Genomic DNA, 13,528 nt, shown 5'->3' on the forward strand with positions numbered 1-13,528 from the left:
TCAGGATTAAATTATGGTTAACTATCAGGGCAAAAATATTGTTATTATTGGATTAGGCATCACAGGTTTATCTTGTGTTGATTATTTTCTTGCTCAAAATGTTATTCCTAAAGTCATTGATACCCGTCTAAAACCGCAAGGATTAGAACAATTAGATGATCGCATTGATTATCATTTAGGGGCATTAAAAATTGATTGGCTATTAGCTGCTGATTTAATTATTGTCAGTCCTGGTATTGCCCTATCCTCACCTGAATTGAAACAAGCATCTCACAAAGGTATTGAAATTATAGGCGATATTGAGCTGTTTTGTCGTGAAGTGAATCAACAAGAAAATAAAAAAATTGTTGCAATTACTGGTGCGAATGGAAAAACGACAGTGACAACTTTAGTTGGTGAAATTGTTAAGTCTGCAGGTATTAAAGTTGGTGTTGGAGGTAATATTGGTGAACCAGCATTATCTTTATTAAATCAAGATTGTGAAGTATATGTACTTGAACTATCTAGTTTTCAATTAGAAACAACAAATAGTCTAAAAGCCACAGTCGCTACAATTTTAAATATATCCGAAGATCATATGGATCGTTATCCATTAGGTCTAAAGCAATATACAGCGGCTAAACAACGGATTTATCATAATGCGAGATATTGCATAATTAACCATGATGATCAATTAACTGTACCATTATCTAAACATCATCATACAGTTTCATTTGGATTAAAAGAAGGTGATTACCATTTAGATGAGCTATGTGAATATTTAATTGCTCAAAATCACCCCGTACTGTCAACTCAAGATATGAAACTAATAGGTTGTCATAACTATCTTAATGCTTTGGCTGCATTAGCTATTTCCGATAAATTAAATATAGATAGGCAGTTAAGCTTAGTTACAATTATGACATTTCAAGGTTTACCGCATCGTTTTGAGTTGGTTTTAGAACAAAATGGTGTGAAATGGATTAATGATTCTAAAGCAACGAATGTTGGTAGTACTGAAGCCGCATTGAAAAGTGTTGTCTGTCATGGAAAATTATATTTATTATTAGGTGGGGATGGAAAATCAGCTGATTTTTCTCCTTTAATTCCTTATTTACAAGATAAAAATCTTGAAATTTTTTGTTTTGGTCGAGATCGTAATTTACTTGCTGAATTAGCGCCTAATTTATCTACCGTTATAGAAACGATGACAGATGCTATGCAAATTATAGCTCGGAAAGTACTATCAAGAGATGTAGTCTTGCTTTCCCCTGCTTGTGCAAGTTTGGATCAGTTTAGAAATTATATTGAGCGAGGAAATCTCTTTGCCTATCTTGCCAAGCAATATGTTCTAAGGAGTGAAAAATGACACTTTTAGGAATAAAAAAACAAGTTAATCCTAATATACCATTTGATAATTCATTACTTTGGATAATCCTTAGTTTAATGGTATTTGGTTTGATAATGGTCACATCAGCGTCAATGTCATTTAGTGAAAGCGATCCTTTTTTTTATACACGGCGAGAACTGATTCAGATAACAATTTCATTGTTATTGATGATTATTACTTTATATATTCCTATGCAACGATGGCAACAATTTGGATCTGCATTATTAATTGTTGCCATTATAATGTTAATTGCAGTTTTAGGTATAGGTTCTTCAATCAATGGTGCTTCAAGATGGATTCCGTTAGGTGTTTTTAATTTTCAACCAGCGGAGTTAGCTAAATTATCCCTTTTTATCTTTTTAGCAGGGTATTTATCAAGAAAATCTGATGAAGTCCAAAATCGATTTTGGGGATTTTTTAAACCTATGGTTGTAATGACAGTTCTTTCTATTTTGTTACTCAAACAACCTGATTTAGGGACAGTTATTGTATTATTTATGGTGACAATCGGCATATTATTTATAGCTGGAGCTCAATTGTGGCAATTTATTGCTATTTTATTAACTGGTGTTGGTGCTGTAATTTGTTTGATATTGTTTGAAGCTTATCGTTTAACTCGTTTATTAACCTTCCTTGATCCTTGGCAAGATGCGACAGGTTCGGGATATCAGTTAGTTGCATCATTAATGGCAATCGGTAGTGGTGGTATCACCGGTCAAGGAATGGGTAATTCAATTCTTAAATTAGGCTATTTACCAGAATGTCATACTGATTTTATTTTTTCAATTATTTCGGAAGAATTTGGTTACGTTGGTGTAATTACCTTATTAATATTACTTTTCTTTTTAACATTTAAAGCATTGGCCATTGGATACCGAGCATTAAATGACGGTTCACTGTTTTCAGGATATTTAGCTTGTGAAATAGGTATTTGGTTTGGTTTTCAAACATTTGTGAATATTGGAGTTACATCAGGTATGTTACCAACTAAAGGATTAACATTACCATTTATTAGTTATGGTGGTTCAAGTCTTATAGTAATGAGCATTGCTGTAGCAATATTACTAAGAATTGATTTCGAATTTAGACAAAAACAATCGCAAGCAAGAATTAGGATTATAAAGTAATGAAAAAATTGTTAGTTATGGCAGGTGGTACAGGAGGTCATGTTTTTCCTGGTATTGCAGTTGCGCATTATTTGATGAAACAAGGTTGGCAAGTGAGATGGTTGGGTACTGCAGATAGGATGGAAGCGCGTCTTGTACCTGAAAATGGTATTGATATTGATTTTATCGAGATTTCAGGATTACGTGGAAAAGGGGGAATGGCATTATTAAAAGCACCTTATAAAATTTTAAAAGCAGTATTACAAGCTAGAAAAATTTTAAAAACTTATCGTCCTGATGTTGTCCTAGGCATGGGGGGATATGTTTCTGGTCCAGGTGCTATAGCGGCTAAAACTCTTGGTATACCTATTGTATTGCATGAACAAAATGGTATAGCTGGCTTAACTAATAAATATCTTGCAAAATTTGCAACTAAAGTGTTACAAGCATTTCCAACGGCATTTAATAAAGCTGAACTAGTGGGTAATCCGGTACGAAATGATTTGTTAACTATTACAAATCCAGAGGTAAGATTTAAAGATCGAAATGGACCTATTAGAGTATTAGTTATGGGAGGCAGTCAGGGAGCAAAAGTTATTAATGACATAGTACCTCAAGCGATAACAAAGTTATCCGATAACTTTGTGGTATGGCATCAGACAGGTAAAGGGATGTTGAATTCTGTCTCTCAATCTTATCAAAATTGTGATATGACAAAGAATAAGGTTACTGAATTTATTTCTGATGTAGCTGAAGCTTACAGCTGGGCTGATATAGTAATCTGCCGTAGTGGAGCATTAACTGTAAGTGAAATTGAAGTTGTTGGAATTGGTGCAATATTTATTCCATTTATGCATAAAGATCGCCAGCAATATTGGAATGCAAAATCTTTAGCCGATATCGGAGCAGCATATATTATAGAACAACCAAATTTTAATGTTGAAGTGTTATCAAGTTTATTATTGAATTTTAATCGTGATAAGTTAACAGATATGGCCATTAAAGCAAAAAGTTTATCTATTGTCGATTCTACAGAAAAAGTGGCTGAAACTATTTGTTCAGTGGTAAAATAATAATTTTTACATAACGTTATGTAATGGTTTCGGTTAATTTGTAGTTTTGAGTTAAATGTTTTATTGAAATTATAAATTCGTAATATGAACTGAGTTTTCCATAAAGATTTGACGATAAACACTAAATAAAATGATTAGGAGTTAAATAGTGAATACTAAGGAATTAGCTGAATTAAGAGCAATTATTCCCGTAATGAAACGTGTTAAACATATCCATTTTGTTGGGATTGGTGGCGCAGGAATGGGGGGCATTGCTGAGGTTCTGGCTAATGAAGGGTACCAAATTAGTGGTTCAGACATTGCTGAAAATGCGGTTACTCAACACTTAGAAACATTAGGTGCAAAAATTGTTATTGGGCATGCCGCTGAAAATGTGCGTAATTCAAGTGTTGTCGTTATTTCTTCAGCTATTTCACAAGATAACATTGAAGTAATTACAGCACGTGAAGCTCGTATACCGGTTATTCAAAGAGCAGAAATGTTAGCTGAATTGATGCGTTTTCGATATGGTATTGCAATAGCAGGCACTCATGGTAAAACTACTACAACGGCAATGGTTACAGCTATTTATGCTGAGGCAAAACTTGATCCAACTTTTGTTAATGGTGGTTTAGTTAAAGCTGCTGGAACACATGCTAGATTAGGTAGCAGTCGTTATTTTATTGCAGAGGCAGATGAAAGTGATGCGTCATTTCTTCATTTACAACCAATGGTATCTATAGTAACAAATATAGAGCCTGATCATATGGATACTTATAACGGTTGTGTTGAAAATCTCAAACAGACCTTTATTTCGTTTTTACGTAATCTTCCGTTTTATGGTTTAGCTATTATGTGTTATGACGATCCAATTAATCGTGAGTTATTGCCAATTGTTGGTCGTAAAATCATCACTTATGGATTCAATGAAGAGGCAGATATTGTTATTAAAAATTATCGTCAGGAAAGAGGTGTTAGTTATTACACCGTTTGTCGCCCTGATCGCCAAGATTTACAAATTGAATTAAATGCACCAGGAAAACATAATGCCCTAAATTCAGCAGCTGCTATCATTGCTGCAACTGAAGATGGTATTGATGATGAATCTATTGTAAAAGCTTTGGCTAAATTTGCAGGTACTAGTCGACGTTTTGATTTATTAGGTATTTTTCCTAATTCAGATGGGGGCGATGTCATGATGGTTGATGATTACGGTCATCATCCAAGTGAAGTTAATGCAACCATTCAAGCTGCAAGAAATGGTTGGCCGGATCGTAGATTAGTTATGTTATTTCAACCACATCGATATACACGCACTCGAGATTTATTTGATGATTTTGCACAAGTATTATCACAAGTTGATGCGCTTGTTATGTTAGATGTCTATTCAGCTGGTGAGCAACCAATTGCTGGCGCTGATAGTCGTTCATTATGTCGTACTATTCGCAATCGAGGTAAAGTTGACCCCATTTATGTGTCTGATTTAAATCTATTACCTGAAATTATGCAAGAAATATTAAAAGGTGGAGATCTTTTATTGACACAAGGTGCTGGTAGTGTTGGTCGAGTTGCACGTCAGTTGGCCAATACACAATTATTTTCAAAAGAGGAATTATAAATGGTTGATAAAGTTGCCATATTATATGGTGGTACCTCTGCAGAGCGAGAAGTGTCGCTTAAATCAGGTAATGCGGTTCTAACCGGTTTATTAGCAAATGGTATTGATGCACATCTTATTGATACAAAAGATCACCCTATAACTAATTTAAAACAAGAAGGATACACCAAGGCTTTTGTAATTTTACATGGGCGAGGTGGTGAAGATGGTATTGTTCAGGCAATATTGACTTATCAAAATATTCCTTATACTGGCAGTGACGTATTGTCTTCAGCATTAACAATGGACAAATTAAAAACTAAATTAGTTTGGAAATCATTAGGTTTACCTGTTGCTGATTATGTAATGGTGGAAAAAACGCAATCCATTGATATTGACGATATTGTTAAACAATTGGGTTTACCCTTGTTTGTTAAACCTAGTCATGAAGGTTCAAGTGTAGGTATGACTAGGGTTAATCAAGTATCGGAATTAAAAGCTGCCCTTGAGATTGCTTTTAAATATGATAGTGTTGTGATGGTTGAATCATTTTTATCAGGTCCAGAATTTACAGTGGCAATAGTAGGAGATGAAGTTTTACCTTCAATTTACATTAAGCCATCTACCCAATTTTATGATTATGATGCAAAGTATTTATCAGACTCAACTCAATATTTTTGTCCAAGTGGATTATCTGATGAAAAAGAACAAGAAATCCGTAAATTAGCTTTGGATGCTTATAAAGCTGTTGGTTGCAGAGGTTGGGGAAGAGTCGATATTATGTTTGATGATAGTCAAAAACCATATTTACTTGAAGTTAATACTGCTCCTGGTATGACAGATCATAGCTTAGTTCCAATGGCAGCTAAACAACATGGTTGGTCATTTAATCAACTAGTTAGCCAGATATTACAACTAGCAGCAGTTTAACTGGCTAATTTTATGAAACAAGTTAGACAAGCAGCACATAGAAGAGATGAAAGAAGAAGGCTGCTTATTTTTCGCAGTAAAGAACATTTGATGGGATTTTTGTTCTTTATTGTGATTATTCTAATAAGTGCTTGGATTGTAAAAAGCATTAAAAACTGGATGGATGATCCTGAACAAATGGTACTGTCACAGTTAACATTAAGTGGTGAGCACATTTTTACAACAGAAGATGATCTTCGTGAGGCAATTTTAGGATTAGGTTTGCCTAATACTTATGTTGGGCAAGATGTTGTTGATATTCAGCAAGAAATAATGAGATTTCCATGGGTTAAGCAAGCGAGTGTGCGAAAACAGTGGCCGGATAGATTAATTGTCTACGTAGAAGACTATAAGCCAGCCTATTATTGGAATGATTTGTTTTTTCTTGATAAAAAAGGAAATGTTTTTAGTGTGCCATCGGATCGTATCGCTGATTTAAAGTTATCAAGGCTTTATGGTCCAGAGGGTAAAGCTAAATCTGTACTTGAAAATTATTATAAATTAGAAAATCTTTCTAAAAAATTAGCTAATAATCAGTTGGCATTACAGATTAACGCTACAATATCTGATGAGCGTAATTCTTTACAACTGATGGTTACACAATGTATAGCTGGTGTATGCGATGAAAATCAGGAAATAAAATTAGTGTTGGGAAATAAAAACATTGAAGAACGTTATGAGCAATTTATTAGATTGTTTCCTGAAATTAAGTCAAAAACGCCGGTTGATGAAAGAATAATAGTCGCTGATTTACGTTATGAAAATGGTATTTCAGTACAAACAGAGAAAATAGCGCAGTAAGGAATCAATAAAGGCTGAAATATGAAAGCAACAGAAAAAAAATTGGTTGTTGGATTAGAAGTTGGTACCTCTAAAGTACTTGCTCTCGTTGGTGAAGTTCTTCCCGATGGTATTATAAATATTATCGGTGTAGGTCATTGCCCATCAAAAGGGGTTGATAAAGGTGGTGTTAACGATCTCGAGTCGGTAGTGAAATCAATCCAACGAGCAGTTGATCAAGCAGAGCTAATGGCTGACTGCCAGATATCTTCCGTTTATTTAAGCCTTTCAGGAAAACATATTCGTTGTCAAAATGAAATTGGTATGGTGCCAATTGCAGAAGAAGAAGTGACAGCAGAAGATGTTGAAAATGTTGTGCATACAGCAAAATCAGTTCGAATTTTAGATGAACACCGTATACTGCATGTGATTGCTCAAGAATATTCTATTGATTTACAGGAAGGGATAAAAAATCCAATCGGTTTATCAGGTGTACGAATGAAAGCAAAAGTACACTTAGTTACTTGTCATAACGATATGGCAAGAAATATTGTAAAAGCTGTTGAACGTTGTGGATTGAAGGTGGATCAACTTATTTTTTCTGGTTTAGCTTCTAGCTATGCCGTATTAACTGATGATGAAAAAGAACTTGGTGTCTGTGTCATTGATATGGGGGGAGGGACAATGGATGTAACTGTCTATACAGGTGGTGCATTACGACATTCCGTTGTCATACCTTATGCAGGAAATGTAGTTACTAGTGATATTGCTTATGCATTTGGTGCACCTCCGATGGATGCTGAAAATATTAAAATCCGTTATGGATGTGCCGTAGGCTCGCTAATTGGTAAAGATGAAGTGATTGATGTGCCAAGTGTTGGTGGAAGGCCATCACGTTCTTTGCAAAGACAAACGCTTGCTGATGTCATTGAACCCCGATATTCAGAGCTTCTTTCATTAGTACAAAAAGAGTTGCTCACATTACAAGATGAGCTGAAAAAACAAAATGTCAAATATCAATTAGCAGCAGGGATTGTATTAACCGGTGGCGCAGCACAAATTAAAGGAATGGTTGAATGTGCTGAAAAAGTTTTTCAAAATCAAGTGCGTATAGGTCATCCTTTAAATATTTCGGGCTTAACGGATTATGTACAAAAACCTTATTGCTCAACAGCAGTAGGATTATTGCATTATGGAAAACAGAGTTTATTAAATGATGACTCTAAAGATAGTGATAAATCATCATTAAAAGGGATAGCTAAACGTTTGACCGGTTGGTTTAAAAAAGAATTTTAGCTAATATATTACAAGAACTTCGTGGACATTGCAGGCGGTTATCTGTACAATGTTCGTAGAGCGTAAATTTGGAGATAAGTTATGTTTGAGCCTATGGTTGCAGATGATGAACCAGCAGCAGTCATTAAAGTTATTGGTGTAGGTGGTGGTGGCGGTAACGCTGTCGAACATATGATTGCTGAACATATCGAAGGTGTAGAGTTTTTTGCGGCAAATACAGATGCACAAGCATTGCGAAGAATTAAGGTAGGTCAAACTATCCAAATCGGTACCAATGTTACTAAAGGACTTGGTGCTGGAGCCAATCCTGAAGTGGGTAGAAACTCTGCTGAGGAAGATCGTGAAGTAATTCGTAGTGCTATTGAAGGTGCTGACATGGTGTTTATTGCTGCTGGAATGGGTGGTGGCACAGGAACAGGTGCAGCACCAGTAGTTGCTGAAATAGCTAAAGAGTTAGGTATTTTAACTGTTGCTGTTGTGACTAAACCTTTCGGTTTTGAAGGTAAAAAGCGCATGGCTTTTGCTGAGCAAGGTATAGCTGAATTAGCAAAGCATGTAGATTCGCTTATTACGATACCAAATGATAAATTATTAAAGGTGTTAGGTCGTGGAGTTAAACTGCTTGATGCTTTTGCAGCAGCTAATGGCGTGTTAAAAGGTGCAGTGCAAGGTATTGCAGAGCTGATTACTAAACCAGGTCATATTAACGTTGACTTTGCCGATGTCAGAACGGTTATGTCTGAAATGGGATATGCTATGATGGGTTCAGGCTGTGCGAGTGGTGATAATCGTGCTGAAGAAGCGGCTGAAATGGCAATTTCAAGCCCTTTACTTGAAGATATTGATTTATCGGGAGCTCGTGGTGTCCTTGTCAATGTTACAGCTGGTTTAGATCTTGGATTAGAAGAGTTTGAAACAGTGGGTAGTACAGTTAGAGCTTTTGCTTCTGATAACGCGACTGTTGTGGTTGGTACGACTTTTGATCCAGATATGTCAGATGAGATTCGAGTAACGGTTGTAGCAACAGGTATTGGTATGGACAAACGTCCAGAAGTAAAAATAGCTAAACCAATGACTCAAAATCCATTATTTGGTCAAAGTGGTAATTTAGGACAACAAGAAGAGAGATTAGCTAAAGTTGTGAATGAACAAGGTATTTCTCCTCTTGAAGAAAATAAAATTTTAGATATTCCTGCATTTATCCGTAAGCAGGCAAATTAGTATTGAACTTAGTTGATTTTTTATTGTCTAATATTTCAGTAAAAACAAATAGAATAGTAGGTGCAAAGTGAAACAAAGAACATTAAAAAAGACAATACAAGCGACAGGTGTTGGTTTGCATACTGGCAAAAAAGTTACTTTGACCTTACGTCCCGCACCTGAAAACACAGGGGTTATTTATCGTCGTACTGATTTAAATCCGTATGTGGATTTCCCTGTTGATGCTAAATCTGTGCGTGATACTATGCTTTGTACATGTCTAGTGAATGAAGATAATGTTCGCATTTCAACTGTTGAGCATATTAATTCAGCATTAGCAGGTCTTGGTATCGATAATATTATTATTGAAGTTAATGCGCCAGAAATTCCAATTATGGATGGTAGTGCAAGTCCATTTGTATATTTATTACTTGATGCAGGTATTACTGAACAAAATGCATTAAAAAGATTTTTGCGAGTTAAAGAAACAGTTCGAGTTGAAAACGGCGATAAATGGGCAGAATTAAGACCGTATAATGGTTTTAGATTAGATTTTACTATCGACTTCCATCATCCGGCTATTGATAGTAGCTCACAGCGTTATCAATTAGATTTTTCGTCTGAATCTTTTATTCGCCAAATTAGCCGAGCAAGAACATTTGGTTTTATGCGAGATATTGAAGCGTTACAATCAAAAGGGTTATGCTTAGGTGGTAGTTTGGATTGTGCTATTGTTGTTGATGACTACAAAGTACTTAATGAAGATGGTTTACGTTTTGAAGATGAATTTGTTCGTCATAAAATGCTTGATACTATTGGTGATTTATTCATGAGTGGTCATAACATGATTGGTGAAGTTGTTTGTTATAAATCAGGTCATGCTTTAAATAACCAATTATTACAATCATTGTTGGTAAACCAAGAAGCATGGGAATATGTAACATTTACTGAAGAGCAAAATGTTCCACTTGCTTTAGGTACACAACAACTTGTTTTAGCATAAAATTCTAAAGTAATACATTTTAATCGATTGAACGCTTCCAATTATATGGAGGCGTTTTTATTTTTTAAAAAAGAGATTTTTATATGAACGGCAGCCATTTTTTTGCTCATTTATCACGATTAAAATTAATTAATCGTTGGCCATTAATGCGTAATGTGAGAACTGAAAATGTATCTGAACATAGTTTGCAAGTTGCTTTTATTGCACATGCCTTAGCAATTATTAAAAATAAAAAATTTAATGGTAATGTTAATCCTGAACGAATTGCATTATTGGCTATGTATCATGATGTTTCAGAAGTAATAACAGGAGATTTACCAACACCAACGAAATATTATAACCCACAAATCACGGTTGAATATAAAAAGATTGAAAAAATAGCACAGCATAAGCTTATAAATATGCTTCCTAAAGAGTTACAAGATGAGTTTAAATTATTAATTGATGATGACTATTATGATGAAGCAGAAAAAAGTATAGTAAAGCAAGCTGATGCATTATGTGCGTATTTAAAAACGATTGAGGAACTGAGTGCTGGCAATAATGAATTTAGATTAGCAGAACAGCGTTTAAAAAAAACCTTATCACAACGTCATAGTCCTGAAATGGACTATTTTTTAGAAGTCTTTGTTCCAAGTTTTAAGTTATCTTTAGATGAAATCACTATGGATTATTAGTAGATTTTAATATTCAAAAAAATGATTATTGAGGTCTAGATGCTCATAAAAAATATATGCAACATCCTATTGTTATTTTAGATGATTAAAAATTAAATTTAGCAAGCACAGTAATATAGTTTGAGTTTGTCTTGCTTTCGCCAAAATATTGATAGTCAATATTAAGATCAATAAGATTATAATTATAGGTTAGTTCCAATCCTAGATTGTATTGATTATTAGATCGATTAGAGGTATGGGAACTCATTTTAGATATTCCATTAATTCCATTGATAGTGATATCACTATCAAATTCATTATGACTTAAATTAACTGTATATCCTGATTTTAGAAAATTAAATAATCAATTTTCAGATCCAGAGGAATTAATAATGTCGAATTTGATGCTTTACCATATTTAACTAGGTCAATTTTATTATAGCTAGCATTATGTGAACTGTTTTCTGTATAGAGATAATTTAAACTTATACTAGGCGTTAAATTTAACTTTCTTTAACTTGCCAATTATATCCAATAGTATTCCCAATATTCCAAGTATTACTGTGAAATTTCTCATTAATTGAATAATAATTATCATAGGTATTAAGATGATTTTTCCATAAGTGTAACCAACATAAGCAGAAATTATAATATTATTTGGAAAACTATAGCCAGAATATAATTGGATTCGATAATTACTTATATCGGAATTATTCGAGGATGCAGCATTATCTTTGTATTTACCCGAAGTATAACTCAACGTTGTGCCGACTAAAAAATTATCAATTATTTTTTTATCATATCCTACTATGAAACCACTAGATGTATATTTGTATCCAGAGATGTCATAGTCATTATTTGTATTTCGAGTATAATTAAACGAATGCATTGTGATTTCTGTTAAATGTAATCCATGATGATTATTGTATAATCCTGCTAAATTCTTGTTGAAATATAGAGCTGTATTTCTATTTTCAATTGCCAAATTTCCTTTTCCTATAGCTGCTAGAATTTCCCAATTCAAATCTCCAGCTAAAGATTTATCAGAACTTACATTGCCATTTTCGGCTATATTGTAAAGTGATTCGTACGATACTTTTGCTAAATTTTGAGCAAAAACCTTGAGCAATATTTTTAATTTGAGTACCTAATTGCTCATAGTAACGATAAATTTGTCGTTCTGCCGCCAATTTTGCATGATGTAGATCACTGAAATTGGTTACATTGCTTGCATTTACAAATTGAAGTTTATTTCCTATTTTTTTAAAGTTTAAATCACCATAAATATTTTGAATTAGTGGGTTTAGTTTCACCATCATTAATATTAGAAATATTTAATGAATTATTTGCAGATAAAACGGTAGCATTTATTTCAGAGGAACTATATTTGAGACTGTATTTAATAAAATCATCGATTGCAGAGATTTTAGCGTAAGATAAGATATTAACATTATCTCCATGAATATTGTTATACTGTTTGGTCTCTGATATTCCAAAATTAAGCGTTCCAGCAATATTCAAATGGGAAGTATGATTATTGTGATCACTTATATGTAATGAACCTTTAGATGACTCTATAGTGGCTGTTTTATCAATATTAAGTTGTCCATTAGATGAAAGTTTTACAAAACCATCCCCTCTACTGGAAGTTAATTGACCTTTATCCATCACATCAAAATTACCACCACGACTCAAATCAACAGTTGCCCCACGCATAATGATCATTTTTCCGGTTTTTCCTATTAAAACAGAGGATCTTTGAATATCATTATTGGTTGTTTCTAATACTGTTTTAGCACCGATAATTTCTATATCGCCACCAGTTAGATTAAAACTACGTGTAATAAGTCTTGCAGGAGATGATGATGTTCCTGCTAAATGGTTATCACCACTACGGATATTAGTATCACCTTCTACCTTCACTGTTGTCCCCGTACCCATGACGTTACCAGATAAAATCATGAGCCCGCCTCTTTTTTTGTCTGCACCTAATTCAACATTAATGTTTCCTGTTACATGTACATCAATATTATAATCGATAGGAGCATACGGAAAATCAGTATGCAGCCCTAAATACTCGGTAAAGAACTTGGTATCGAATTTACCAATCCAAGTATCATTAAAAATTTGAAAATTACCATTAACCGTCATATTGATATCACTGTTAGCAATGGAAGCAGATTCTTTTGCCGTTTTACCAGTAAAACCAAGATGAAATGATCCCTTATTATGAACGATTAAACTATCGGATGTTGTAATATTGATAGGTAGATTAATATTGTTTGTTAGAAAATAACGTTCATTAATCTGATTAAAGGGTAAGACAATATCTGTTGATGCATCATAATTATAAGCATTAGCATAACTTGTGCCAAATACAGTTGTTATGAGAAAAGAAATTGGTTTGATCTTCATTGTTTTATTTAAAAAATTTTTATAAAGAAATGAAATGATAAACGATTAAAAATGATAATCAATAAATTATAAATTGAGTGTATAT

At 33.8% G+C, this 13,528-nt stretch carries 12 protein-coding genes; 10 read left to right on the plus strand and 2 right to left on the minus strand.

What is annotated here, in order from left to right; all coding sequences use genetic code 11:
- Positions 1 to 13: 13 nt before the first annotated feature.
- The 10 genes from murD to yfbR all read left to right on the plus strand — a co-directional run bounded on the left by murD (position 14) and on the right by yfbR (position 11,049).
- Positions 14 to 1,348: a UDP-N-acetylmuramoyl-L-alanine--D-glutamate ligase gene (murD, locus tag J4T76_RS07365; protein WP_267339904.1), complete on the plus strand. Its 1,335-nt coding sequence runs from the start codon at positions 14 to 16 to the stop codon at positions 1,346 to 1,348.
- Positions 1,345 to 2,496, plus strand: a complete 1,152-nt coding sequence (gene ftsW / locus J4T76_RS07370; protein ID WP_267339902.1) for a cell division protein FtsW — start codon at positions 1,345 to 1,347, stop codon at positions 2,494 to 2,496. Before murD ends, ftsW begins: the two co-directional genes overlap by 4 nt.
- On the plus strand, positions 2,496 to 3,548 hold the full coding sequence (gene murG, locus J4T76_RS07375) for an undecaprenyldiphospho-muramoylpentapeptide beta-N-acetylglucosaminyltransferase (RefSeq protein WP_267339901.1): 1,053 nt from the start codon (positions 2,496 to 2,498) through the stop codon (positions 3,546 to 3,548). Before ftsW ends, murG begins: the two co-directional genes overlap by 1 nt.
- 148 nt (positions 3,549 to 3,696) lie before the next feature.
- Positions 3,697 to 5,145, plus strand: a complete 1,449-nt coding sequence (gene murC / locus J4T76_RS07380) for a UDP-N-acetylmuramate--L-alanine ligase (RefSeq protein ID WP_416380539.1) — start codon at positions 3,697 to 3,699, stop codon at positions 5,143 to 5,145.
- Positions 5,146 to 6,054, plus strand: a complete 909-nt coding sequence (locus tag J4T76_RS07385) for a D-alanine--D-alanine ligase (RefSeq protein ID WP_267339900.1) — start codon at positions 5,146 to 5,148, stop codon at positions 6,052 to 6,054.
- Positions 6,055 to 6,066: 12 nt separating this feature from the next.
- Positions 6,067 to 6,894, plus strand: coding sequence for an FtsQ-type POTRA domain-containing protein (locus J4T76_RS07390; protein WP_267339899.1), 828 nt, complete (start codon positions 6,067 to 6,069; stop codon positions 6,892 to 6,894).
- 21 nt (positions 6,895 to 6,915) lie between these two features.
- A complete protein-coding gene (gene ftsA, locus J4T76_RS07395; RefSeq protein ID WP_267339898.1) occupies positions 6,916 to 8,169 on the plus strand; it encodes a cell division protein FtsA in 1,254 nt (417 codons plus the stop codon).
- 81 nt (positions 8,170 to 8,250) lie between these two features.
- The gene (gene ftsZ, locus J4T76_RS07400; RefSeq protein ID WP_267339897.1) at positions 8,251 to 9,390 is read left to right on the plus strand and encodes a cell division protein FtsZ; all 1,140 of its coding nucleotides are present in this window, start codon (positions 8,251 to 8,253) and stop codon (positions 9,388 to 9,390) included.
- Between the two features lie 67 nt (positions 9,391 to 9,457).
- Positions 9,458 to 10,372 carry a UDP-3-O-acyl-N-acetylglucosamine deacetylase gene (gene lpxC, locus J4T76_RS07405; protein WP_267339896.1) on the plus strand — a complete coding sequence of 305 codons (915 nt, stop codon included), beginning with the start codon at positions 9,458 to 9,460 and terminating at the stop codon, positions 10,370 to 10,372.
- Positions 10,373 to 10,455: 83 nt separating this feature from the next.
- Positions 10,456 to 11,049, plus strand: coding sequence for a 5'-deoxynucleotidase (yfbR, locus tag J4T76_RS07410; protein ID WP_267339895.1), 594 nt, complete (start codon positions 10,456 to 10,458; stop codon positions 11,047 to 11,049).
- Between the two features lie 469 nt (positions 11,050 to 11,518).
- Here the strand turns inward: yfbR and J4T76_RS07415 are convergent, their stop codons facing one another.
- Both J4T76_RS07415 and J4T76_RS07420 read right to left on the minus strand, forming a co-directional pair.
- The gene (locus J4T76_RS07415) at positions 11,519 to 12,157 is read right to left on the minus strand and encodes an autotransporter outer membrane beta-barrel domain-containing protein (RefSeq protein ID WP_267355557.1); all 639 of its coding nucleotides are present in this window, start codon (positions 12,155 to 12,157) and stop codon (positions 11,519 to 11,521) included.
- 146 nt (positions 12,158 to 12,303) lie between these two features.
- Complete coding sequence (locus J4T76_RS07420) at positions 12,304 to 13,443, minus strand: hypothetical protein (RefSeq protein WP_267345351.1); 1,140 nt, start codon at positions 13,441 to 13,443, stop codon at positions 12,304 to 12,306.
- Between the last annotated feature and the right edge of the window lie 85 nt (positions 13,444 to 13,528).

Origin of the sequence: Gilliamella sp. B3022 (genome assembly GCF_028751545.1) — a bacterium.
Taxonomy (GTDB): Bacteria; Pseudomonadota; Gammaproteobacteria; order Enterobacterales; family Orbaceae; genus Gilliamella.